25 protein-coding genes and 1 pseudogene are annotated in these 22,016 nt (G+C 64.7%); 16 read left to right on the forward strand and 10 right to left on the reverse strand.

The window, feature by feature from the left end; all coding sequences use genetic code 11:
- Positions 1-124 precede the first annotated feature (124 nt).
- Both QYR03_RS01145 and QYR03_RS01150 read left to right on the forward strand, forming a co-directional pair.
- Positions 125-760: a hypothetical protein gene (locus QYR03_RS01145; protein ID WP_301712303.1), complete on the forward strand. Its 636-nt coding sequence runs from the start codon at positions 125-127 to the stop codon at positions 758-760.
- Positions 761-1,223: 463 nt separating this feature from the next.
- Positions 1,224-1,439, forward strand: a pseudogene (locus QYR03_RS01150) (low molecular weight phosphatase family protein); the annotation flags it as partial.
- Positions 1,440-1,721: 282 nt separating this feature from the next.
- Here the strand turns inward: QYR03_RS01150 and QYR03_RS01155 are convergent.
- Together QYR03_RS01155 and QYR03_RS01160 are read right to left on the reverse strand one after the other, a co-directional pair.
- Positions 1,722-2,606 (reverse strand): permease, encoded by an 885-nt coding sequence (locus QYR03_RS01155; protein WP_301712304.1) that lies wholly within the window; start codon positions 2,604-2,606, stop codon positions 1,722-1,724.
- Positions 2,596-2,985, reverse strand: a complete 390-nt coding sequence (locus QYR03_RS01160; RefSeq protein WP_003849997.1) for a helix-turn-helix transcriptional regulator — start codon at positions 2,983-2,985, stop codon at positions 2,596-2,598. The genes QYR03_RS01155 and QYR03_RS01160 overlap by 11 nt, the downstream gene beginning before the upstream one ends.
- 246 nt (positions 2,986-3,231) lie before the next feature.
- On the opposite strand from QYR03_RS01160, the gene QYR03_RS01165 reads away from it, so the two are divergent.
- Both QYR03_RS01165 and QYR03_RS01170 read left to right on the forward strand, forming a co-directional pair.
- Positions 3,232-3,612, forward strand: coding sequence for a DJ-1/PfpI family protein (locus tag QYR03_RS01165; protein ID WP_301712305.1), 381 nt, complete (start codon positions 3,232-3,234; stop codon positions 3,610-3,612).
- 198 nt (positions 3,613-3,810) lie between these two features.
- Positions 3,811-4,986, forward strand: coding sequence for a TerC family protein (locus QYR03_RS01170; RefSeq protein WP_301712306.1), 1,176 nt, complete (start codon positions 3,811-3,813; stop codon positions 4,984-4,986).
- 10 nt (positions 4,987-4,996) lie between these two features.
- On the opposite strand, the gene QYR03_RS01175 is transcribed toward QYR03_RS01170, so the two are convergent.
- Positions 4,997-5,281, reverse strand: coding sequence for a YciI family protein (locus tag QYR03_RS01175; protein WP_301712307.1), 285 nt, complete (start codon positions 5,279-5,281; stop codon positions 4,997-4,999).
- A 45-nt stretch (positions 5,282-5,326) separates the two neighbouring features.
- Between QYR03_RS01175 and pgsA the strand changes: the two genes are divergently transcribed.
- The 4 genes from pgsA (at position 5,327) to QYR03_RS01195 (ending at position 7,841) form a co-directional block, all read left to right on the forward strand.
- On the forward strand, positions 5,327-5,884 hold the full coding sequence (gene pgsA / locus QYR03_RS01180; protein ID WP_259848651.1) for a CDP-diacylglycerol--glycerol-3-phosphate 3-phosphatidyltransferase: 558 nt from the start codon (positions 5,327-5,329) through the stop codon (positions 5,882-5,884).
- The gene (locus QYR03_RS01185) at positions 5,881-6,483 is read left to right on the forward strand and encodes a CinA family protein (RefSeq protein WP_259848650.1); all 603 of its coding nucleotides are present in this window, start codon (positions 5,881-5,883) and stop codon (positions 6,481-6,483) included. The genes pgsA and QYR03_RS01185 overlap by 4 nt, the downstream gene beginning before the upstream one ends.
- An 8-nt stretch (positions 6,484-6,491) precedes the next feature.
- On the forward strand, positions 6,492-6,875 hold the full coding sequence (locus QYR03_RS01190) for a helix-turn-helix domain-containing protein (RefSeq protein ID WP_259848905.1): 384 nt from the start codon (positions 6,492-6,494) through the stop codon (positions 6,873-6,875).
- A 108-nt stretch (positions 6,876-6,983) separates the two neighbouring features.
- Entirely contained in the window at positions 6,984-7,841 is an 858-nt protein-coding gene (locus QYR03_RS01195; protein WP_259848648.1) for a PspA/IM30 family protein, read from the forward strand.
- 17 nt (positions 7,842-7,858) lie between these two features.
- On the opposite strand, the gene QYR03_RS01200 is transcribed toward QYR03_RS01195, so the two are convergent.
- Genes QYR03_RS01200 through QYR03_RS01210 form a run of 3 tightly spaced genes read right to left on the reverse strand, consistent with a single transcriptional unit; the run spans position 7,859 to position 9,782 of the window.
- Entirely contained in the window at positions 7,859-8,455 is a 597-nt protein-coding gene (locus QYR03_RS01200; protein WP_301712308.1) for an energy-coupling factor transporter transmembrane protein EcfT, read from the reverse strand.
- A 17-nt stretch (positions 8,456-8,472) separates the two neighbouring features.
- A complete protein-coding gene (locus QYR03_RS01205; RefSeq protein WP_259848646.1) occupies positions 8,473-9,186 on the reverse strand; it encodes an energy-coupling factor ABC transporter ATP-binding protein in 714 nt (237 codons plus the stop codon).
- A gap of 11 nt (positions 9,187-9,197) precedes the next feature.
- Positions 9,198-9,782: a biotin transporter BioY gene (locus QYR03_RS01210; RefSeq protein WP_259848645.1), complete on the reverse strand. Its 585-nt coding sequence runs from the start codon at positions 9,780-9,782 to the stop codon at positions 9,198-9,200.
- Between the two features lie 93 nt (positions 9,783-9,875).
- Between QYR03_RS01210 and QYR03_RS01215 the strand changes: the two genes are divergently transcribed.
- From QYR03_RS01215 to QYR03_RS01225, 3 genes are all read left to right on the forward strand, one after another.
- Positions 9,876-10,091, forward strand: a complete 216-nt coding sequence (locus QYR03_RS01215; RefSeq protein WP_259848644.1) for a DUF3046 domain-containing protein — start codon at positions 9,876-9,878, stop codon at positions 10,089-10,091.
- Between the two features lie 165 nt (positions 10,092-10,256).
- A complete protein-coding gene (gene recA / locus QYR03_RS01220) occupies positions 10,257-11,372 on the forward strand; it encodes a recombinase RecA (RefSeq protein ID WP_259848642.1) in 1,116 nt (371 codons plus the stop codon).
- Positions 11,373-11,378: 6 nt separating this feature from the next.
- Positions 11,379-12,011 carry a regulatory protein RecX gene (locus QYR03_RS01225; protein WP_301712309.1) on the forward strand — a complete coding sequence of 211 codons (633 nt, stop codon included), beginning with the start codon at positions 11,379-11,381 and terminating at the stop codon, positions 12,009-12,011.
- Positions 12,012-12,028: 17 nt separating this feature from the next.
- Here the strand turns inward: QYR03_RS01225 and QYR03_RS01230 are convergent, their stop codons facing one another.
- Positions 12,029-12,922, reverse strand: a complete 894-nt coding sequence (locus QYR03_RS01230) for a glutamate ABC transporter substrate-binding protein (RefSeq protein WP_301712310.1) — start codon at positions 12,920-12,922, stop codon at positions 12,029-12,031.
- Positions 12,923-13,133: 211 nt separating this feature from the next.
- On the opposite strand from QYR03_RS01230, the gene miaB reads away from it, so the two are divergent.
- Together miaB and QYR03_RS01240 are read left to right on the forward strand one after the other, a co-directional pair.
- Entirely contained in the window at positions 13,134-14,594 is a 1,461-nt protein-coding gene (gene miaB / locus QYR03_RS01235) for a tRNA (N6-isopentenyl adenosine(37)-C2)-methylthiotransferase MiaB (RefSeq protein ID WP_301978965.1), read from the forward strand.
- 10 nt (positions 14,595-14,604) lie between these two features.
- Positions 14,605-15,249 carry a hypothetical protein gene (locus QYR03_RS01240; RefSeq protein WP_301712312.1) on the forward strand — a complete coding sequence of 215 codons (645 nt, stop codon included), beginning with the start codon at positions 14,605-14,607 and terminating at the stop codon, positions 15,247-15,249.
- Here QYR03_RS01240 and QYR03_RS01245 read toward each other — a convergent pair.
- The 3 genes from QYR03_RS01245 to QYR03_RS01255 form a co-directional block, all read right to left on the reverse strand.
- A complete protein-coding gene (locus QYR03_RS01245) occupies positions 15,233-16,807 on the reverse strand; it encodes an FMN-binding glutamate synthase family protein (RefSeq protein ID WP_301712313.1) in 1,575 nt (524 codons plus the stop codon). The genes QYR03_RS01240 and QYR03_RS01245 overlap by 17 nt on opposite strands.
- Before the next feature lie 155 nt (positions 16,808-16,962).
- Positions 16,963-18,042: a GNAT family N-acetyltransferase gene (locus QYR03_RS01250; RefSeq protein ID WP_301712314.1), complete on the reverse strand. Its 1,080-nt coding sequence runs from the start codon at positions 18,040-18,042 to the stop codon at positions 16,963-16,965.
- A gap of 1 nt (position 18,043) precedes the next feature.
- Complete coding sequence (locus tag QYR03_RS01255) at positions 18,044-19,432, reverse strand: DUF349 domain-containing protein (protein WP_301712316.1); 1,389 nt, start codon at positions 19,430-19,432, stop codon at positions 18,044-18,046.
- Between the two features lie 128 nt (positions 19,433-19,560).
- Here QYR03_RS01255 and QYR03_RS01260 point away from each other — a divergent pair, with 128 nt between their 5' ends.
- The 3 genes from QYR03_RS01260 to dapF are packed head-to-tail and all read left to right on the forward strand — an operon-like array spanning position 19,561 to position 22,011.
- Positions 19,561-20,157 (forward strand): hypothetical protein, encoded by a 597-nt coding sequence (locus QYR03_RS01260; RefSeq protein ID WP_259848634.1) that lies wholly within the window; start codon positions 19,561-19,563, stop codon positions 20,155-20,157.
- The gene (gene miaA, locus QYR03_RS01265; protein WP_301712317.1) at positions 20,150-21,079 is read left to right on the forward strand and encodes a tRNA (adenosine(37)-N6)-dimethylallyltransferase MiaA; all 930 of its coding nucleotides are present in this window, start codon (positions 20,150-20,152) and stop codon (positions 21,077-21,079) included. Before QYR03_RS01260 ends, miaA begins: the two co-directional genes overlap by 8 nt.
- Positions 21,076-22,011, forward strand: a complete 936-nt coding sequence (gene dapF / locus QYR03_RS01270) for a diaminopimelate epimerase (protein WP_301712318.1) — start codon at positions 21,076-21,078, stop codon at positions 22,009-22,011. Before miaA ends, dapF begins: the two co-directional genes overlap by 4 nt.
- Positions 22,012-22,016: the final 5 nt, after the last annotated feature.

The raw sequence follows: 22,016 nt of genomic DNA on the forward strand, positions 1-22,016 counted from the left end.
GTGGAAGGTGAACAGATATATAAGACCACGTATCGATACCGTAACGATGATGATTATCGGTTGTATGGGAGCTTTGGGCGTGGTGAGCTAGTCGAGTCCATCAAGATTCGAGAAAGGCCTAAATATGAAGGCTTTGGGTGCAGTAGCACTACTATCGATTGGCGTCACGGCGAATGCCTTGGCAGCATCGCCAGCACATGCCACACCAGCAGAAACTGACTCTTACGAGCGGATCGCTCAGACGACTATTGAACTGCGTGAGAAAGAGCATATTGATCCGAAGGCTGAGACCCCAGACCATATCGTACAGCAAGTTTTAAATGAAACCGGCTCTGCAGGGGATAAAACCGCCTTTCGAGACTCCGGCGAGAACTATGGAACCAACATCGGTAGGCATGAAGCGGCAGCCTGTGCGACCAATCCTTATGATTGTGTTCGCGCGAAAGAGGCAATCAAGGACGCGGAACGTATCTCCTCGCAAACGTTTCCAAACAAGGTAACGAACGATAACATTCAGGACGCTGATAGGCATTGTGTGTGGCAGGCGCTGACAACGATCCGGGCTAACGCAGATTTTGCACGAAAAATTGGCGATGCCCACGAAACAGACCATCCTGGTTCTCCTGAAGCTGGGCACATGGATCAAACAAACAATGCCATTGGTCGAGACATTGGATTGCGACACGAAGGAGATGAAGCGGGCGCCATCAATGAATGTCATGCGCAGGCTAAAAACGGTGGTCTGATCAAGATAAACTGATTGGTAAGGAATTTGTTGTGAAAGAAAGAACGAGCATTCCGGGAATACTTTTTGGAATTGTCTTGGGCGTCGCAACCCTTTATGGCGGAGTGCTCCTGTCCACATGGCTTCCAATACCTTTCGTCTTCTATGGGCTACCTCTACCTTCATTGGTGGTGTTGGGTGTATTAGCCATGTTTGTCTACATGTTGAAAAAGGATCGGCTTAGCGACCGATCATGGCGTGCTTTTGCCTTCACATTCGCCGCGGCTTTCGTCGTATCAGCGTTCTTATGGGTGAGCACCGTTTCTAGCTATGGAAACTTCGCATAGCCTATAGATATGGAACCGCTGTAAGGCCAATTACACCTCAAAAGAACAGTTTTAGAATTACTGTCAGAGTCAGAAGGCGTTGGCACAGATGGCCCCGGTGACCAGGGTTGTGACGACGGCTTCGGAACACCATCCGGTCAGTACTCGTGCCTGTGGATCCACAGCTGTTGTGCGAGGTTGACCGCGTGATCATCCTGGGAGGTGATGCCCAGCTGGAGCTTCCCGACGACGCCCACGGAACGTGCGAACGGTGGGTGACCGACGAGCCGTCCAGGAGGGGGATAGAGGGGATCGAGCGCATACGTCTGGTCCGTGACGACATCGACACGCGTGTACGCCGGCTCGTTGCCGAGCTGCTCGAGAACTGACCACCCCACCTCACACCATCAACGACCCCCCGCGAACTCGCGCGGGGTCGTTGATGCCTGAACTGATCATCAGCGTCGTCGGCCTGAAACCGGACATGCTGGTAGATACCAGGAGCGTGGCAGGTTAGGACTGAGCCTGCGGATGCTGCTCCTCCTGGTCACTGGTGGTGTCGGTGTCGTCGTCGGCGACGATCTCGACACTGCAGCAATCGGAGTTCGTATTCTTCTTGTGAAACAGGTCTTTGAAGCCATGAGGGTCTCCTTTCGTTAGAGGTAAGTGGTTTAGAGGATGATCGTCATCGCGTAGCTGGCCAGCATGGCCGCCAGCAGAATGGTGATCACGAAGGTGGCCAACAGTTTCGGCTTGAACACTGCCGCCAACATCGAGATTTCCGGTGGCGAGGCCCCGGACCCGCCGATCATCATCGCGAAGATCGGGCCGATGGCCACCCCGGCACCCGATAAAGCCAAGGCGACCGGCAGCATCGTCTCCAGTCGGACATACAGCGGGATACCAATCGCCGCAGCCAGTGGAATCAGCCACCAGACGTTTCCACCGGCCATAAATCCCAGGCCGTCTTCGGGCACGACCCCGTAGATGAATGCACCGATGGCCACGCCGATGATCATCGGAAGGAGCATGGGGCGAAGATCGTCCCATGCCTGACGGATCGCTGCCGGGGTTTCTTGTTTGATTCCACGCCACGGGGTCCCGTCCAGCTGGCGCCCGCCCTTGACCTTGACCTTGCGCAGCTGGTCTTCCATGCCCAGCGCGGTCCAGACCCAGGGTGCTCCCAGCGACAGCAGCACCATGATCACCGCGTAGCTGATCGCGACCTGCCAGGAAAGGGTCAGCCAGATCCCGCCGACGATAACCGGGTTGAGCAGCGGCGAAGCGATCAGGTAGGTCACGGTGGTACGAAAGGCCACCCCGGCTTTGAGCATGCTGACAAACATCGGGATCGTCGAACAGGAACAAAACGGAGTGATCGCCCCCAACGCCAGTCCCTTGACCTGACCGGCAACCGCTCCACCAGCCATCCAGCTCTGCAACCGCTCCGGGCCGAAGCGCCGGTTGATCAACGCGACCGCATAGGAGATCACCAGAAACAGCAGGAGCAGTTCGACCAGGAGGGTAGCGAACGTGCCGAGCGCGCTAATCAGCATCAACGACCTCGTTTCTCAGGGAGGTGTCCGTGCAGCAGGCGCGTTGTCCCTCCGGCGTCAACGTCGCCAGGTGCGCCAGCCAGCGCACCGGATCAGCCAGCTGAGCACAACACACCGAATTCAGCGTGGCACGACCCGTCGGCTCCGAGTCCACCAGTCCGGCCTTGCGCAGGGCAGCCAGATGATGGCTAACCAACGCCTGACTCATCCCGGTGACCTCATGGAGCTGGCGGTTAGTCATCGACTTCTCCGCCAAGGTGAGCAGGATCGTCAACCGGTTTTCATCCGACAGCGCGGACAGGGTGGGCACAAGTAACTGGGCCCGCTCGGCGGGACTGAGATCCGACGCGGGGATGGATAAGGAAATCTCTGTAAGCACACCCCGACATTAACAAGCGACTACTTGTATTGCAAGCGATGGTTTAAACGTCGGGAAAGGGGACCCCTCCCGCCTTTCCCGAGTGTCTCACTTCTAAGGAAGCGAGACACCATTAACAACAATGGATTGAAAATACATAGCCCCAGGAGGAGCATGTCTCACAAGTCACACCCTATTGTTACGCCGGTTTGGTGCGGAATGTTTGCTGTAAAATAGGGCCGTTCCCAGCATTTCTTACCGGGCGGCATGGGGACGCGACGGCTGGTGGAAGACGACCGCTTCCTCGCCCAGTTGAAAGCAATGGCCGCCGGGCCGCAGATCCTGATGTCGGTGTGCACGGGATCTGCGCTCCTCGCTGCTGCTGGCCTGCTCGAGGGATACTCGGCGACGAGCAATAAGAGAGCGTTCGATTGGGCCACGAGCTTCGGCGAGAATATTGAGTGGCGCCGCTCGGCGCGGTGGGTGCACGACCGCGACCGGTGGACATCCTCGGGAGTGGCCGCCGGGACCGACATGGCCGCAGCGTTCGTTGCGGACCGCTACGGCGGAAGATTCGTCTCCGACATCGCTGACGCGATTGAGCTCCGGCTGAATCTCGACGCCGACGACGACCCCTTCGCCGTCTAGGCCGCAACATTGTGGGCCGGCGTGTGTGCCCGCGGGAGCGATCAAGTAGTGTTGCTTGTCGTTGGAGGGGAGTACCCCGAAAGCGCCTCGGATCGTCAACACGGCCAACCGCATGCGGTTCCCGGTCCAGGCGGCCCGCCGCAGTAGCTGGTGGGGGAGACCTCCGGTTATTTCTCGACGCAACCGGAGGTTCAATTCATGCATGTGCCCCTTTCGATCTGGCTGATCACGTCAGCCGTGATCCTCGGATTCTTCGTCTTCGACTTCGTCTCACACGTGCGCACCCCGCACGAGCCGACGATGAAGGAGTCGGGCGGTTGGGCCGCGTTCTACATGACGATGGCCTGCATTTTCGGCGGGATCGTGTGGTGGCTGTGGGACGCCGAGCACGGCGTGCAGTTCTTCACCGGCTACATCACGGAGCTCTCGCTCAGCGTGGACAATCTGTTCGTGTTCGCGCTGATCATGGGCTCGTTCAAGATCCCGCGCGCGTACCAGCAGAAGGTGCTGCTCATCGGCATCGTCATCGCGCTGATCTGCCGCCTGCTGTTCATTCTGCTTGGCGCGGTGATCATCGAGGCGTGGTCGGACGTGTTCTACATCTTCGCCGCGTTCCTGCTCTACACCGCGATCAAGCTGGTGTACGACGAGGCGACGGACCAGGAGGATCCGGACCCGAACGACATGCTCGTGGTCAAGACCCTGCGCAAGGTCATTCCGGTGACGAAGTCGTACCACGGCGACCGGTTGTTCTCCGCGACGGAGGCCGGCAAGAAGGCTGTCACACCGCTGTTCGTGGCATTGCTGTCAATCGGCTTCATTGACGTGATGTTCGCCTTCGACTCCATCCCGGCGATCTATGGCATCACCCAGGAATCCTTCCTGGTCTTCTCGGCCAACGCGTTCGCGCTGCTGGGCCTGCGCCAGCTGTACTTCTTGCTGAACGGACTGCTGGACAAGCTCGTGTACCTGCCGTACGGCCTCGCGGTGGTGCTGGGCTTCATCGGCGTGAAGCTGCTGCTGCACGCCCTGCACGAGAACAACCTGCCGTTCATCAACGGCGGTGAGGGCCTGAATGTGCCGGAGATCGGTACAGTGACGTCGCTGCTCGTCATCGTCGGAGTCTTGGCGGTCACCGCGGGCGCTTCCATCATCAAGGAGCGCGCCGATGTGAAGGCGGGCCGGTCCAGCCGCGAAGACCAGCAGCACCACATCGACTACGACGACCACGGCAACCGCCGCAAGGTGGACAAGTACGGCCACCACGTCGAGTGGATCGACGACCCGGCGACCTCCGGCAAGGGCGACCACACCGCCACCGGTTCGCGCGAGACCGACCATTTGGATGTCGCGCGCGGCGGCAGGAAGAAATAAAAGGGGGCAGCTAGTCCCAGATATTAATGACCGGGTTCCACTCCCGGAGTTCCCGGTCGGCGAGGGCGCCGGCGGCGAGGTAGGGGTCGTCGGCAAGCAATGCTTCGGCGTCGGCGCGGGTTGCTCCCTCAGCCAGGCGCAGGATGATCGCGGACTGCGTGTCACCGGCGAACGGTCCGGCGGCGACGACTTTGCCTTCGTCCTTCAGCGCGGTGATGAAGTCGCGGTGCGCTGGCCGCGTTTCCTGAATGAGCGTTGCGTCGCCGTAGGCGTATGTCGCAATGAAATAGGTCATGGTCGCGAAGTCTAGCGCCACCGAACGGTATGTAGGGTTGGAGGTGTGAATGCTCCGACCCAGTCCAAGCCCTCGAACTGGAACCTGCCTAACATCCTGACCTCGTTGCGCATCCTGTTCATCCCTGTCTTCGCGTGGCTCGTGCTCTCGGAGCGGTGGTGGTGGGCGTTCGGCATGTTCGTCGCCCTGATGATCACGGACAAGCTCGACGGCGACATTGCGCGCTCCAGGGGTCTGGTGACGGACTTCGGCAAGATCGCTGACCCGATCGCGGATAAGGCGCTGATGATCACGGCCCTGGTCACGCTGAATATCGCGGGGCCGCTGCCGGTCTGGATTACGATCGTGATCATTGTGCGCGAGCTGGGCATCACCTTCTGGCGCATGGGCATGCTGCGCAACGGCAAGGTCGTTCCCGCATCGAAGGGCGGCAAGCTGAAGACCGCGCTCCAGTCGCTCGGCGTGGCCATGTACCTGTGCCCGCTGCCAGGCTGGATGGATATCCCGACGCTCGTGGTCATGCTCATCGCCGTCGTGGCCACTGTGGTCACGGGCGTGCAGTACCTCGTCGACGGCGCGAAGGCCAACAGGATGGCAGCATGACGGGTAGCACGCTTATCGACGCCGCCGTCACCGACCTTGTCCGCACCCTCGCCCAGCGGGGCGAGACCGTCGCCTTCTGCGAATCGTTGACTGCGGGGCTGGCCAGCGCGACGGTGGCGACCGTTCCGGGCGCATCGAATGCTCTGCGTGGCGGATTGGTGACCTACGCGACTGACCTGAAGGGCTCTTTGGCTGGTGTGCCGGAGTCTGTGCTGGACAAGCACGGTCCTGTCGCCGCCGTCACTGCCCGCCACATGGCCCGCGGCGCGCGCGAGAGGTGCGAGGCAACCTGGGGCGTGGCGCTGACCGGAGTGGCGGGCCCCGACCCGCAGAACGGGCATCCGGTGGGCGAGGTTCATATTGCTGTGGCTGGCCCGTCGCGCACTGTGTCGCAGCCGGCCGCGGAGATTCTCGCGGGGCCAGCCGGTGGCACTGTCGGTGCCCCGGCGACCCAGTTCGCGCTGGTTCCGGGCGAGCACGAACCTGTGCGTGTCTTGGTGGGGCAGCGCCAGGAAATCCGTGGTCTGGCCGTGGCCGCCGCTGTCGTGGCTGTGCTCCATGAAACCAATCGGGAACAAAAACTGGGGGACGACCGTTGAACGACGTGATGGCAACTACTACGACGCTCAATTACCAGCCCGCTTCGACCACCCGCACCGCCGACCGTGCGACCGATGCCGCCGCCGAAAAGACGCGGACGAAGGTCCGCGAGCCGCTGCTGCGGGAGGCATTGGGAATGTCGCTACGCGCGTTCCGCGCCGATAAGGGCGTGACGTTGCGCGAACTCGCCAACGAGGCACGTGTGTCGCCCGGGTACATCTCCGAACTGGAGCGCGGCCGCAAAGAAGTCTCCTCCGAACTCCTCGCTGCCGTGTGTGTGGCATTGGACACCACTGTCGCCGAGCTGCTGCTCGAGGCGGCCGCGAACCTGTCGCTCCAGTCGATGGAGCACGAGCTGGCCCACACCCCGCCGGCGGCTGCAGAGGTGTAGAAAAACACCCGCGCGCGACCTGCCCTGCTCCGCTACCATTGAACCGTTAGCGACGAACCACGTGACGTGGTGAATAACCACGCGGTAGAAAGGCAAGACTGAAACACCATGGCGAACCCTTTCGTTAAGGCCTGGAATTACCTGATGGCCCTCTTCGACAACAAGATCGAGGAGAACGCAGATCCGAAGATCCAGATCGAGCAGGCGATCGGGGAGGCTCAGCGCCAGCACCAGGAGCTCTCCCAGCAGGCCGCAGCCGTGATCGGCAACCAGCGCCAGCTGGAGATGCAGCTCAACCGCCGTCTCGCCGACGTGGAGAAGCTGCAAGCCAACACCAAGCAGGCGCTGCAGTTGGCCGACAAGTCCCGCGCGCAGGGCGACACCGCCAAGGCCACCGAGTACGAGAATGCCGCAGAGGCTTTCGCCGCCCAGCTGGTCACCGCGGAGCAGGGCGTCGAAGACACCAAGGCCCTCCACGACCAGGCGCTGCAGCAGGCAGAACAGGCGAAGAAGGCCGTCGAGCGCAACTCGATGAAGCTGCAGCAGCAGGTCGCTGAGCGCTCCAAGCTGCTGTCCCAGCTCGAGCAGGCCAAGATGCAGGAGAAGGTCGCCGATTCCCTGCAGTCCATGAACTCCCTCACGGACGGCAACCAGCCGAACCTGGAGCAGGTCCGCGAGAAGATTGAGCGCCGCTACTCGAACGCACTCGGCCAGGCCGAGCTGGCCCAGAACTCCGTCCAGGGCCGCATGGCTGAGGTGGAGCAGGCGAGCATCCAGATGGCGGGCCACAGCCGCCTCGAGCAGATCCGCGCTGAGATGGGCGGAGAGCTGGAGTCCGGCCAGAAGCCGGCGATCGAGAAGGGGGATTCCGCTTCCTCCAGCGCCGCTGATTCCGCGGCCGACTACGGCGAGGTCGACCACGACGCCGTGGCAGCCCGCATGCGCGAGCTGCGCGGCGAGCACTAAGCGCCAGCGGTGATCCGCTAATCCACCGCACCGCGCGCCATCAACGCCTCGCCCGTTAGTTGGGCGTGGCGGACGCTGCGGATGACGAGTGGTGTCCCGAAGGCCAGGAGCGACAAATCCGCGCCCCTGGCCTTTCGCGCGTCCAAGGACTCATTGGCTGTGCCGAGCAGGATGGGAATCTGGCGGATCGTCAATGCGATGGCGAGGCTGATGGTGTCCACGGGAACGCCAATGCGCTCGAGCGGGGCCATATTCGTCTCGAGGGCCTCCATGAGGTCCTCGATAGTGGTGGTGAGCGTGAACAGACTGGCGGCCATGAGCGAGGCGATCAGCCCGAAGACCGTGATGAGCATCTTCTCCAAGCCGTTTTGCCACCAGAGGAACACGCCGATGAACGCCATGAAGGGCAGGATCGGCAGGACCTGGCGCATGGCGGTGCTGAAAGGGATGCGCGCGACGGCGTAGAGCGCACCCACGCCAGCGGCCGCCGCGAGAGGGTGCCAGGGCTCGGTCGGAAGCACCGTGATGAGAACGATGAACAGCAGCAGTGCCGCGAATTTCAGTGCGGGGGAGGCGCGGTGGATGAGCGTCGTGCCCGGCACATAGACACCCATGGGAAGTTCGCGGATTCTCACTGTCCACCGTTCCGTTCAGTGCGGTCGAGCTGGTCCATGAGGTCGGTGTAGAAGGCGATGGTGTCGCGCGGCGGCCCGTCGTAGACGATATCGCCGTCGTTGACGCAGAGAACTCGGTCAAAGTCGGAGAGCATCTCGATGTCGTGGGTGACCACGATGACCTGCTGGTCCAGCGACGTCAGCTCGCGGATGATGCGGCGGCGGTTGCGCATGTCCAGCAAGGTGGTGGGCTCATCGGCGATGACCGTCTCCGGTTCAATCACCAAGACGGAGGCGAGAGCGAGCATCTGCTTCTCACCGCCGGAGAGCGTGTGCGGCGAGTTCTCGTGGAGCTCGGTGAGACGGAATCGCGCGAGCATGTCGTCGACACGGGCGTTGACTTCCGCCTTGGGGAGTTTGAAGCGCCGCAGGGAGAACGCGATATCGTCGCGCACCCGCGGCATGACGATTTGGGCTTCGGCGTCGGAGAAGATGAACCCGACTTTCCGCCGCACCTCTTTGCCCTTTTCTGCCAAGTCGAGGCCGTTGTAGCGCACTGTGCCCGACGACGGTTCGATCAGCCCGTTGATCAGGCGCACCAACGTCGACTTGCCGGATCCGTTGGACCCGATGATGCCGATGCGGTGCTCCGTCAGTTCGAACGTCTGCGGCTGCAGCACCACCGACGAATCGTAGGCGACGCTGGCACGGTCGAAAGAAATAGTAGGCACGGGGCCAAAGGCTAGCGCGTGCGGCGCAGCTGCGGAAAGGCGGAGTGGACGGCGAAAGCGATCGCGACCATCACAGCCAGCTTGCCCAAGTCGGGGAGAATAAAGGCGGCGTTGGCGGCGAGTGCGGCGCCGAGGCCCATGTCCGCGCGGAAGACGAGGCCGATCGCGCCCAGCCCGTACTGCAGGGCGATGGCGGCGAGACCGCCAAGGACGAACACGGCGATCGTGGCGGCCTTGTTCTTCCACGGAGCGCGGTATGCGATGAGGCCTGCGGTGCCGGAGCCGAGCAGGTAGCCGACGAGGTAGCCGACGGTCGGTCCCGCGAGTGCGTGAATCAGCGTGCTGCCGCCCGCGAGCACAGGGAGGAAGCAGGCGACGAGCAGGAACAAGGCCGTGGCCAGGAAACCGCGGCGGCCGCCGAGCACGAGGCCCGCGAGAATGGTCGCGGCATTCTGCAGCACGATCGGCACACCGGCCACGCCGACCGGGATGGACACGAAGCCGAGGACCGCGATCAGTGCCGCGAAGACTGCGATGTAAGCAATGTCGGTCGCTGCGCTGGTTCCGCGCGCGCCGGAAGACTGTGAAGTTGTCATGGGGAAAAGACTAGCGGGCTGTTGAACGGTGTTCAATTGGGGGCTGGGGCAGGGCGTCGATAAGCGAAAAGCCCGGCGCGTAAGGTGGTGCGCATGCGATTGACGGAATTCCACCAACTCGTCGCGGATGAATTCGGCGACGCGAAGGGCCAATGGGTTGTCTCTTCGCACGTCTTCCCCGGTGAGGGGAAAACGGCGGGCGAGCTTATCGACGCCGGCGTGGACCCCCGCATCGTGTGGGACCGCCTGTGCGACGCCTTCGATGTCCCCGAGGACCGCCGGCTGGGCATTGACCGTCCCGGCGACTGAACCATTCGAACATTCGTGCGTGTATATTCGACGGAAGTGTCGCGCATCCCACTAGTGTGATTTGCAGTCAACGGGGAACCGGACGCAGGCGGGGGCGGTCTAAGAAGATGAGACCGCTCAAACCGGCCTGCACCGGGGAACACACGAAACGAAAGGAACCACGCCATGGCAACAAAGAAGAAGGCTGCCTCCGCCACGAATGACCGCCAGAACGCGCTCGACGCGGCGATGGCGATGATTGAGAAGGACTACGGCAAGGGCGCGATCATGCGCCTCGGCGACGAGAAGCGCCCGCCGATCCAGTCCATCTCTTCCGGCAACACCGCGATCGATGTGGCGCTCGGCATCGGCGGGTGGCCGCGCGGCCGCATCGTGGAGATCTACGGCCCAGAATCTTCCGGTAAGACTACGGTGGCCCTCCACGCCATCGCGCAGGCACAGCGGGCCGGCGGAATCGCGGCGTTCATCGACGCGGAGCACGCCCTTGATCCGGAATACGCGAAGAAGCTCGGTGTGGACACCGACAATCTGCTCGTCTCCCAGCCGGACACAGGAGAGCAGGCACTCGAAATCGCCGACATGCTCGTGCGTTCGGGTGCGATCGATATCATCGTGATCGACTCAGTGGCCGCCCTGACCCCGAAAGCGGAGATCGAGGGTGAAATGGGCGACTCGCACGTCGGCCTGCAGGCCCGCCTCATGTCCCAGGCGCTGCGTAAGATGACGGGTGCGCTGTACAACTCGGGCACCACCGCCATCTTCATTAACCAGCTGCGCGAGAAGATCGGCGTCATGTTCGGCTCCCCGGAGACCACCACCGGCGGCAAGGCCCTGAAGTTCTACTCGTCCGTACGCTGCGATGTTCGCCGTATCCAGACCCTGAAGGACGGGCAGGACTCCATCGGCAACCGCACCCGCCTCAAGGTGGTCAAGAACAAGGTCTCCCCGCCGTTCAAGATCGCCGAATTCGACATCATGTATGGCGAGGGCATTTCGCGCGAGTCCTCCATCATCGACCTCGGCGTGGACAACGGCGTGATCAAGAAATCCGGTTCCTGGTTCACCTACGAGGGTGACCAGCTCGGCCAGGGCAAGGAGAAGGTCCGTCTCTTCCTCAAGGAGAACCCGGACCTGGCCAACGAGCTGGAGCAGAAGATCTTCGAGAAACTCGGTGTCGGCGAATTCGCCGGCAAGGACGACGAGCTGAGTGACGAGGCAATCGACATGGTGCCCAACATCGACTTCGACGACGAAGACGAGGGCACCGCAGGGGAGAAGTAGCCCCGGATGACCGCACGGCGCGAACCCGACCCGGAAAAGCTACGCCAGCTGCAGGAAGCGCTCGACGCGTATGCGGCAGGCGACAGCCCCGGGCTGATCGACCACGAGCACGAGAAAGCTGCGGCGAAAGTGCGTGAGCGAGCTCTGCGGCTGCTTGACCAGCGCTCCCGGTCGCGCTACGAACTGCGCGAGCGCCTCCTCGACCCGCGGCGCGTCAAGGAGGGCGAGGAGGGGCCCGCACCCGAGCTCGTCGACGATGTGCTCGACTCCCTCCAACGCTCCGGCCTCATCGACGATGCGACCTTCGCCCGCGAGTGGGTGCGCCAGCGTTTCGAGCGCCGCGGGAAGTCCTCGACAATGCTGCGGCGCGAACTCCAAGAAAAAGGAGTCTCCGCCGCAGACCGGGAAGCGGCGCTAGACCAGATCGACGAATCCGACGAGCGCGACATCGCCCGCCGGCTCGCCGCCAAGAAAGCCCGCTCCGTCAAGACGGTGCCTGCCGACCGCGCCGCGCGCGACAAGGAATTACGCCGCATCGTCGGTGTACTCGCGCGCCGCGGATTCCCCCAGTCGATGTCCCTGCAGATCGGCAAAGAGGCTCTCGACACCCGGTGCGAGGAACTCGCGGACCTCGGCTAAACACCAGCAGCCAGCGTCTAGGTCGCGAGGAACGATGTGTCGCCCGGGATATCGCGCAGTGCATCAGGCTCCACTTGGAGATTCTGCGCGACGTAACGGTCGAAAGAGCCGTCGCCGTACATCCGCACGAGCGCATCGTTCACCGCGTCGATCGTCTCGCGGTTGTCGTTGCGGAGGCCGAGGCCGTAGTGCTCGTCGGTAAGCGGGCGCCCGTCGGCTTCGAGGGGAACCACGTCGAATGTGTCCGGTTCCTGGGCTTCAAAACCCTCCAGGATCGCCGCATCGGTCGAGACAACCTCGACGTTGCCCTCACGAAGGGCGTTCAAGCACGCTTCGTAGGAGTCGTACTCCTCCAACACGACCTCCGGCAGCTTCTCCTTGATCGTGCCCGCCGCCGTCGTGCCCGTGACGGAGCACAGGCGGTGCCCGCCTAGCGACTGCAGTCCTGTGATGTCTTTTTGCCCGTCCCGCACAAGCAGGGCTTGGTGGGTGAGCAGGTACGGCCCGGCGAAGGCCGTCGCATCGGCGCGCTCCCGGTTCATCGAGTACGTCGAGGCGATCATGTCCACGTACGCATGCTCCAACATGGACGCGCGCTGGCCGTGGGGCACCTGACGCCACTCGATGCGCGGGCGGCGCCAGCCCTTGTCGTCCGCGATCGAGTTGATGACGTACTCCGCAACCTCGGTGTCGAGTCCCTCCACGGTTCCGTCGGCGTTGCGGGTGCTCAATCCCGGATTCGTGAACGCCGAGCCGACAACGACTTTCCCGCTGCGGATCTGGTCGAGCAGGTCGGCGTCGTTGGCGCCGGCGTCGAAAAGCCCGCACCCCGAAAACGCCGGCGCTGCCGCCGCGAGCGCGGCAACGGCAAGTACCGCCCGCGGCGATGCAGGACGCGCTGAAATGGACATGCATTCCTCCGATGGTGGGGAGCTGGCCGGCAGCGCCCCCGTGGATCTCCCCCAAGGCTACCGTGCTCCGCCGGCTTCGAGAGCGGTTATGTGTTGGCCGAGGCGGGCAATACACTTGGGCACCGTGACAACAGCAGCACAGACGCCAGACACAGCCCACACCGCGCCGGCGACTCCGCGCACCTACGAGGTGCGCACGTTCGGCTGCCAGATGAACGTGCACGATTCCGAGCGCTTATCCGGCCTGCTTGAAGACGCGGGCTACACGGCTGCGCCGGCTGAGGCGGAGGCGGACCTGGTCGTCTTCAACACCTGCGCCGTGCGCGAGAACGCCGACCAGCGTCTCTATGGCACTCTCGGCCAGCTGCGCGAGGTCAAGCGCAACCATCCGGGCATGCAGATCGCCGTCGGCGGCTGCCTGGCGCAGAAGGACCGCGACACGGTGATCGAGAAAGCGCCGTGGGTCGACGCCGTCTTCGGTACCCACAACATGGCTGCGCTGCCCGCCCTGCTCGACCGAGCCCGCGTCAGCGAGGAGGCCCAGGTCGAGGTCGTCGAGGCGCTCGAGCACTTCCCGTCAGTGCTGCCGGCGAAGCGCGAGTCCTCCTACGCCGGTTGGGTGTCGGTGTCGGTGGGCTGCAACAACACCTGCACGTTCTGCATCGTTCCGTCCCTGCGCGGCAAGGAGCAGGACCGCCGGCCGGGTGACATTCTCGCGGAGGTGAAAGCGCTCGTCGAACAGGGCGTGTCCGAGGTGACTCTGCTCGGCCAGAACGTCAACGCCTACGGCGTGAATTTCGTGGACCCGGACATGAAGCGCGACCGTTCGGCGTTTTCGAAGCTGCTGCGCGCGTGCGGTGACATCGAGGGCCTAGAGCGCGTGCGTTTCACGTCGCCGCACCCGGCGGAGTTCACCTCCGATGTCATCGACGCGATGGCGGAAACCCCGAATGTTTGCCCGCAGCTCCACATGCCGCTGCAGTCCGGATCGGACAAGGTGCTCAAGGACATGCGCCGTTCGTACCGTTCGAAGAAATTCCTCGGGATCCTCGACGAGGTGCGCGAGAAGCTTCCGCACGCGTCGATCACCACGGATATCATTGTCGGCTTCCCGGGGGAGACGGAGGAGGATTTCCAGGCGACGCTCGATGTCGTGGAGAAGGCCCGCTTCACCTCGGCGTTCACGTTCCAGTACTCGCCACGCCCGGGTACCCCGGCGGCGGAGATGGCCGACCAGATCCCGAAGAAGGTCGTCCAGGAGCGCTTCGAGCGGCTGCTCGAGCTGCAGGAGCGCATCAGCGGTGAGGAGAACGCGAAGCTCGTAGGCACGGACCAGGAGCTGCTCGTCCAGGAAACGAACGACAAGAAGGAGACCGGCCGCATGTCGGGCCGTGCGCGCGACGGCCGTCTCGTCCACTTCACGGTCGAGGGGAATATTGACCGCGCTGTGCGCCCGGGCGATATCGTGCATGTCACGGTGACGGATTCCCGCCCCCACTATTTGATCGCGGATTCCGGCATTCACGCTCACCGCCGCACGCTTGCGGGCGACAACGCGGAGGCGGGCCAGGTTCCCACCACAGCGCCCGTCGGCGTGGGCTTGGGTCTTCCGACGATCGGCGCGCCGAAGCAAGCACCCAGCGCCGCCAGCGCGTGCGGGACGTGCGGTTAACATGAGCAGCATGCTTGACGACGCCACCACCGACCTCGCCGCCCTCGAGAAGCAGCGCGCCGGCACTGTGGAATTGGGGGCCCGCCGCTGGGTTCTCGCCGCAGCGGTGGCCGTCTATCTCATTTCGTTGTTCTTGCCCTTCGCCGGCGACGCTGCAGGGTGGCAGATGCTCACCTTCACCGAGCCGGACGGCATCGACGTGGCGATCGGGGAGCGCGTCTTTGCGCTCCTGTCCTTCCTTTGCCTCGCTGTGTTCACCCTGTTGCTCGTGATCATGCGCCGCACAATGTTTGCCCTCTTCGCGTGGATGGCTGGCTGCGTGTCCCTCGTAGCGGCGCTGCTCGGCCTGTGGCTGCGCCAGACCGGAAGCACGGGTGATGCAACGGGCGCCGGCATGTACCTCGCCATCGCGTGCGTTATCGTCGCCGTTCCACTGCTCACTTCCGCCTGGATGGGCCGCGACCCGGAGCAGCAGGAGATTGAATCGCTGCGCCGCGAGCAGACCGACTTCAACCCCGTCGCCGAGGTCCAAGCGGATGCGGGGCACCAGTCGGTCCGCCGCGCGGAGAACGCCGAGCAGCTTGTCGACGACCGCCGCGCCCGCGCCGCCCAGCGCCACCGCCACGCCGGCGGGGGCGCTAGCGCACCTTCGTGATCACCGGCAGACGGAATTCGTCCGGGCTGGCCTGCTCCCAGGCTTCGGCCCAGGCCTCGGGGGCGTCGCCAAGCAACTGGCCCGGCTCGAGCCAGTCGTAGAGCGCCTTGTAGGAGCGCGTGACGCCGGGCGCGATGACCTGGCGCAGCATGTTCGGCGTGAGCTCTGCGGGGGTGGTGGCGCCGCATGAAGCCATCATGGACACCGCTTGGTCGACGGTGGCGTTGTGGTAGTTCTTCACGCGCACCGCCTTGGAGTCGACGTCGAGGGCGCGCTGGCGCCACTTGCTCTGCGTCGCCACCCCCGAGGGGCACTGGCCCGTCTGGCATTTCTGGGCCTGGATGCAGCCGACGGCCATCATCATGGAGCGGCCCGAGTTGGTGTAGTCGGCGCCCTGGATGAGGCGTTTGACGATGTCGTTGGCGGCCGTGACCTTTCCGGACGCACCGATCTTGATGTTGTCGCGGAGGCCGGTGCCGACGAGGGCGTTGTGCATCATCATCAGACCCTCGGTCAGGGGAAGGCCGACGTGGTCCTCGTATTCGAGGGGTGCAGCGGCGGTGCCGCCCTCGGACCCGTCGATGACGATGAAGTCGGGGGCGGTGCCCACCTCGCGGATGGCTTTGCAGATGGACAGGACGTCGATCATCGAACCAACGCACATCTTGAAGCCGGCCGGCTTGCCGCCGGAGAGTTCGCGCATCTCGGCGATGAATTCGATCAGTTCCGTCGGGGTGGAGAACACGGAGTGCCGCGACGGGGAGATGCACGTCTTGCCCTCGGGCACGCCGCGCACGCGGGCGATCTCCGCGCTGACCTTCGATCCGGGCAGGACACCGCCGATGCCGGGTTTGGCGCCCTGGGAGAGCTTCAGCTCAGTCATCTTCACCTGGTCGATGGAGGAGAGCTCCTGGAATTTCGCCGGGTCGAATTTGCCGTCCTCGGTGCGGGCGGAGAAGTAGCCGGTGCCGATTTCCCAGACGAGGTCGCCGTTGTTCTCCAGGTGGTAGCGGCTCAGACCGCCCTCGCCGGTGTCGTGGACGAAGCCGCCGAGCTCCGCGCCTTTGTTCAGTGCGCGGACGGCGTTGGCGGACAGCGCGCCGAAGGACATGGCGGAGATGTTCATCAGCGACATGTCGTACGGCTTCGTGCAGTCTTTGCCGCCGATGTGCGCTCGGGGAGCCTCGTCGGGCATCTGGGCGGGCATGACGGAGTGGACGAGATACTCGAAACCGGAGCTCATCACGTCGCGTTCGGTGCCGAAGGCCATCTCGCCCTCGGTGCCGTTGGCGCGCTGGTTGATCATCTCGCGTGTCTGGTAGTTGAAGGGGCGACCGTCCCAATTGTTCTCCACGAAGTACTGGTGGATCTCGGGGCGGATGCGGTGGGCGAGGTACCGGGCGTGCCCGAGCACCGGGTAGTTGCGGAAGATGGAGTTGTTTTTCTGTCGCAGATCCCGTGCGGCCAGGGATGCTGTCGCTGCTGCGGCTGTACCTGCTATCACTGCCCGCGGCTTTTCGGCCACGAACTTTCCTAGCGACGACACGGCCTTCTTCATTTGCTTATCACCAATTCACACATTCATACATTGCACGGATAGTCACAGGTAGTTCCTATTTTAACGGGAGGTGTTCCGACCCTGATGATGAGGGGTGGACGCGGCCGTGCCGCGGGGCAGGCGTGGATCTGCTCCGGGGTGATTAACTCGCTGAGTCACTTCCGCTGCCAGGCAGTCGTCGCGGAGATCGCTTTCGCTCCGCGCCGCTTGAGCATGGCGTGGGCAGCACCGCTTACCGACGGATACGAGCAGTACCCCGTCTCCACCCCCGGCCACTGGGCCTGTGCGGCCGCGAGCGCCGCCTCCACCACTGCGGTGCCGACACCGCGGCGGCGGTGCTGGGGCATCACGTAAATGAGACCGAGCTCCATGAGGGCGTCGTCGTCGGAGTCGTAGTGGACGGCTTCGGCCATGCCGACAGCTGTGCGCCCGCCCGTGGCGGGGTCGGCGGTGTAGGCGATGGCGGTGACCTGGTTGCCGCCGCGGTCCAGAAGCCGGGCGCCGGCATCGCGGACTCGCTGCTCTGTCCACTCGACGGTATCCAGCTTCAGCTCCCCGCGCGGGTAGTCGCGGGAGGCGGCGGTGAGCACGTCACGGAACAAAGCGAGGTCGGCGGCGGGGAAGTCCATGTTGTGCACGATCTCGATGGAGTCCACCGGCATCGGCGCAACCGCTGAGGCAGGCTGGGCATCCCCGATGGAAAACGTCGCCTGTTCCTCACGGTAAGCGGGGGAGTAGCCGGCGGTGCCCACAATCCCGGCGGCGGGAGAAGGAGCGCCGACCGCGTGGGTCTCCCAGATGTGGCGGATGGGGCGGTGGAGGCGGGCGGAGAGGGCGTCGATAAGCGATAAAGCGGCGCCCCACGGCCCTTCCGGGACCGGCTCGCCGGGCAGCGGGGCAATGGCGGCGTCGAGCGTGACGGAAGCTTCGATGATGCCGGTGTCTTCGAGGAGCGGCAGGGAGATGAACACCCACGCGTCGATATCGGCCAAATCGTCGACGGTGATCTCCGGGTAACCGTGACCGCCCAGCGGACGCGGCATCCGGTGACTGGTCAGCGCGAACAGGTACGCCTCCGACTCTGCGGAGCCCTCGAGGCGTTTCGCGATATGCGACGCAGTGACCCCGGAATGCGCGTCGCCGGTGATGTCCTGAACCGCGAGCGTCGCCGAGAACGCGTACGCGCCGACAACCTCATCGGCGTTGGCGCCGGCGGAATAGAGAAGCGGCTGCAAGCTAGTCGTCGAGAGCCTTCGCGGCGACATCGGCGAACTCCTGCCACTGCTCAGCCTGCGCGCGCAACTCCGCAGCCTTCGCGGCGTCGCCCTTGGCCTCGGCGGCCTCCGCCTTCGCGCGGAAGTCGTCGGCCTTGACCTGGAACTGGTTCGCCTTGTCCTGCTGGGCCGGGTTCGACTTGCGCCACTGCTTCTCCTCAGCGTCGGAGACGCGCTTCTCGATTTCGCCGATCTTGTCCTCGTACTCGCGGATCTTTCCGCGCGGCACGAAACCGATCTCCTCCCACTTGTCCTGCAGCTCCCGCAACTTCGACTTTGCGGCGCCGAGTCCCTTCCCCGGGTCGATCAGCGGGCCGTACTCGGCGATGAGGTCGTCCTTGGCCTTCGCGTTGGCCTCGAACTCGCGGTCCCGTTCGTCGTTGACGGCGTTGCGCGCGGCGAAGAAGTGGTCCTGGGCGGAGCGGAAACGCTCCCACAGCTTGTCGTCCACGTCGCGCGGGGCGCGGCCGGCGGCCTTCCACTCCGTCATGAGGTCGCGGAATGCGCGGGCGGTCTCGTTCCAGTCTGTGGAATCCTTGATCTTCTCGGCGCGCTCGATGATGTCTTCCTTAGCGGCCTTCGCGGCGGCGCGGCCACGGTCCAGCTCCGCGAAGTGGGCGCCGCGGCGGCGGTTGAAGGAGTCGCGCGCCTTGGAGTAGCGCTTCCACAGGGCGTCGTCGGTCTTGCGGTCGATGCCGCGGATGGTCTTCCACTCGTCCAGGATGGCGCGGATGCGGTCGCCCGCGGCCTTCCATTCCGTGGAGTTGGCGGCAAGGTCCTCCGCCTCGGCGGCGAGGGTCTCCTTGCGGGAAATCGCCTCGGCGCGGCGGGCCTCCTTGGCTTCCTTGGCCTTTTCGCCGGCGACGTCGGCTTGGTCGAGGAGCTCCTTCAGTCGGGCATCCACTGCGTCGAGGTCGCCCACGACGGCCTGCTCGTCGAGGCTATCGATGAGTTGTTGCGCCTGCGTGCGCACCGAGTTCGCGTCCTCGGGGCGGGCGGCCAGGCGGTTCTCCAGCAGGCCGACTTCGGTGGCGAGGTCGCCGAAACGCTGCGCGAAGTGCTCCAGCCCCTCTTCCGGGGTGCCAGCCTGCCACGAACCGACGGCGCGCTCGGTGCCGCCGCGGGTGACGTAGACGGTGCCGTCCTCGTCGATGCGGCCGAATTTCTTCGCCTCGGCGGTGTCGGCGGGCGCGGCCGGGGTCGCGGGCACCGGTGCAGGTGTGGACGCCCCTGCACCGGCCGGGCGTGCTCCCGGGCGCGGCCCCGGCTTGGGGGCGCGGGTGGGCATCGATCCCGGCGAGGGAACCGCCTTCGGGGTCGGCTTCTGTCCGTCGGTTGGGGGCTGCGTCATGGTGGAGGCGTCCTTTCATGTGTGTGCCGCGCGACACGGCTGCCGTAATGCTTTGAGACTCTACCGGCCCGCCGCTGCACATGTCAGCCGTTGGAACCGTTTGCGGACCAGTGGTTAGGGTGGTGTGCGTGAACCAGTTCAATGTGTGCGTCGTGCCGGGTTCGCCGGCGCTTGTCAGCGAACTCGCTCCCCGAGACGCCGCCGGCGGCGAACTAGTGCGCACGATCCGCCGGCTCGCGGGGCACGACGCACGGCCGATCCACATCGTTGGGTCGCAGGACGGGCGGTGGCGCACGGAACACACGGGTTCGTTCCGCGCGTGGGGTGCGCCGCAGGTCACTGTCGGCGATGGCAACTACTTGGCGGAGCTCGTCGCGCGCTACGTGCTCGGCGACTCCGCCGCACGTGTCACCGAATCGCGCTCCACGATCGCCCCGCTGGACCCGGAGGCGCTGACGGTGGTCGTCGTCGACGGTTCGGCGGGGCTCACTCAGCGTGCGCCGCTCGCACTCGTCGACGGTGCCCCGGAAGTCCACGAGCAGATGGCGCGTTTTTTGGCCGGCGCGGCACAGCTGCCGGAGGAGCTCGCGGAACACGGGGTCGTCGAGCCCGCCCTGTGGCATGAGCTCGCCGCGCTCGATGCCGCCAACCAGCAGCTCATCGCGCACGACGCGGCGGACGGTGTCGGCCGTTTCATCGCTACCTGGCAGGTGGATCATGCCTGATGCGGTTGGTCTGCCTGTCACGCCCATCGCGGTCGTCGGCCCGACAGCATCGGGCAAGTCGAATTTGGGGATCGCTCTGGCCAAGGAACTCGGCGGGGAGGTGGTCAACGTCGATTCGATGCAGCTCTACCGCGGCATGGACATCGGCACGGCGAAGCTGGCGCCCGGGGAACGCGGCGGTGTCCCGCACCACCTGCTCGATATCTGGGACGTGACGCGCACGGCGTCGGTTGCTGAGTACCAGTCGCGGGCGGTCGCCGTCGTCGAGGACATCGCCGCGCGTGGGGCGGTCCCGGTTCTCGTCGGCGGGTCAATGATGTACGTGCAGTCGCTTATCGACGACTGGCAGTTCCCGCCCACCGACCCCGCCGTCCGCGGGAAGTACGAGGCTCGCCAGGCGGAGATCGGGGTGCAGGCGCTGCATGCGGAGCTCGCGGAGGTGGATCCGCAGGCGGCGAGCATCATCGAGGACAACGACCCGCGACGCACTGTCCGCGCCCTCGAGGTGATCGAGTTGACCGGCAAGCCCTTCCAGGCTTCCCAACCGCCGAAGGATGCCCCACCACGGTGGGGGACGAAGATCGTCGGCCTGCGGACGGTGGCGGAATGGCTGAACCCCCGCATCGAGAAGCGCACGCGGCTCATGTTCGACCGCGGCTTCGTCGACGAGGTGCGCACGCTTATCGACGCCGGCCTCACCCCCGATTCCACCGCCGGCCGCGCCATCGGTTACGCGCAAGTCCTCGATTTTCTCGGCGGCGGAATCTCGCTCGACGAGGCCGTGGAGTCGACGATCACGGGCACCCGCCGCTACGTCCGGCGGCAGCGTTCCTGGTTCAACCGCGACAAGCGCATCGCGTGGATTGAGGCGGACCAGGAGCCACAGGACCTTCTCCGCGCCGCGCTAGACTCGCTGGCGTGAGCAACAACAAGGATCACTTGTCCAGCCTGCCGTTCATCAAGGCGCACGGAACGGAGAACGACTTCGTCGTGCTTGTCGACGTCGACGACCAGCTCGAGGACCTCGGTGTCTTGACCGACGAGCTCGTCGCCTCCCTCTGCGACCGCCGGGCCGGCATCGGCGGCGACGGCTTCCTGCGCGTGGTCCGGTCGTCCGGCGGGGACAGCGACAGCGGCGACGGAGGTGACGGAGGGGCGGGTCCGCGGTGGTTCATGGACTACCGCAACGCCGACGGCTCGGTCGCCGAGATGTGTGGAAACGGGATCCGCGTCTTCGCCCACGTCCTGGCCGCCCAGGGGTTGGAGACGTCTCGCGAATTCGACGTGGATACCCGCGCCGGTGTCAAGCGCGTTATCATCCGCGACCTCGCCGGTGAGGGCCCCCACGGCCCCTCACACGCGGAGGTCGAGGTCGGCATGGGCCCGGTGGAGGTCACCGGAGTGTCCACTGCTCGCATGGGCGAGGTCGACTTCGCCGGGCTCGGTGTGGATGTGGGCAACCCGCACCTCGCCGCGGTCATTCCCGGAATGACACCGGAACAACTCGCCGCGATGCACTTCACCCAGCCTGCCTTCGACCACGAATTCTTCCCGCACGGGGTCAACGTCGAAATCCTCACCGAAATGGCCGGCGTGCAGGAGGGCACCGCCAGCGGTTCCGTGCACATGCGCGTGTGGGAGCGTGGCGTGGGGGAGACCCGCTCATGCGGCACCGGCACCGTTGCCGCGGCGTGTGCCGCGCTTGCCGATGCCGGCATCGAGAACGGCTCCGTCACCGTCCACGTCCCGGGCGGTGCCTTGACCATCACCATCGACGACGGGCAAGCGACCATGACGGGGCCGTCCGTGATCGTGGCGAGGGGAGAGGTGGAGCTGGGGGCGCTGCGTCGATAAGCGGA

The organism is Corynebacterium sp. P4-C1 (assembly GCF_030503595.1).
GTDB lineage: Bacteria > Actinomycetota > Actinomycetes > Mycobacteriales > Mycobacteriaceae > Corynebacterium.

Coding starts and splice junctions, on each gene's coding strand:
- QYR03_RS01145 (WP_301712303.1), top strand. CDS start 125: ATGAAGGCTTTGGGTGCAGTAGCACTACTATCGATTGGCGTCACGGCG.
- QYR03_RS01155 (WP_301712304.1), bottom strand. CDS start 2,606: ATGCTGATTAGCGCGCTCGGCACGTTCGCTACCCTCCTGGTCGAACTG.
- QYR03_RS01165 (WP_301712305.1), top strand. CDS start 3,232: ATGGGGACGCGACGGCTGGTGGAAGACGACCGCTTCCTCGCCCAGTTG.
- QYR03_RS01170 (WP_301712306.1), top strand. CDS start 3,811: ATGCATGTGCCCCTTTCGATCTGGCTGATCACGTCAGCCGTGATCCTC.
- QYR03_RS01175 (WP_301712307.1), bottom strand. CDS start 5,281: ATGACCTATTTCATTGCGACATACGCCTACGGCGACGCAACGCTCATT.
- QYR03_RS01185 (WP_259848650.1), top strand. CDS start 5,881: ATGACGGGTAGCACGCTTATCGACGCCGCCGTCACCGACCTTGTCCGC.
- QYR03_RS01190 (WP_259848905.1), top strand. CDS start 6,492: ATGGCAACTACTACGACGCTCAATTACCAGCCCGCTTCGACCACCCGC.
- QYR03_RS01195 (WP_259848648.1), top strand. CDS start 6,984: ATGGCGAACCCTTTCGTTAAGGCCTGGAATTACCTGATGGCCCTCTTC.
- QYR03_RS01200 (WP_301712308.1), bottom strand. CDS start 8,455: ATGGGTGTCTATGTGCCGGGCACGACGCTCATCCACCGCGCCTCCCCC.
- QYR03_RS01210 (WP_259848645.1), bottom strand. CDS start 9,782: ATGACAACTTCACAGTCTTCCGGCGCGCGCGGAACCAGCGCAGCGACC.
- QYR03_RS01215 (WP_259848644.1), top strand. CDS start 9,876: ATGCGATTGACGGAATTCCACCAACTCGTCGCGGATGAATTCGGCGAC.
- recA (WP_259848642.1), top strand. CDS start 10,257: ATGGCAACAAAGAAGAAGGCTGCCTCCGCCACGAATGACCGCCAGAAC.
- QYR03_RS01225 (WP_301712309.1), top strand. CDS start 11,379: ATGACCGCACGGCGCGAACCCGACCCGGAAAAGCTACGCCAGCTGCAG.
- QYR03_RS01230 (WP_301712310.1), bottom strand. CDS start 12,922: ATGTCCATTTCAGCGCGTCCTGCATCGCCGCGGGCGGTACTTGCCGTT.
- miaB (WP_301978965.1), top strand. CDS start 13,134: ATGAACGTGCACGATTCCGAGCGCTTATCCGGCCTGCTTGAAGACGCG.
- QYR03_RS01240 (WP_301712312.1), top strand. CDS start 14,605: ATGCTTGACGACGCCACCACCGACCTCGCCGCCCTCGAGAAGCAGCGC.
- QYR03_RS01245 (WP_301712313.1), bottom strand. CDS start 16,807: ATGAAGAAGGCCGTGTCGTCGCTAGGAAAGTTCGTGGCCGAAAAGCCG.
- QYR03_RS01255 (WP_301712316.1), bottom strand. CDS start 19,432: ATGACGCAGCCCCCAACCGACGGACAGAAGCCGACCCCGAAGGCGGTT.
- miaA (WP_301712317.1), top strand. CDS start 20,150: ATGCCTGATGCGGTTGGTCTGCCTGTCACGCCCATCGCGGTCGTCGGC.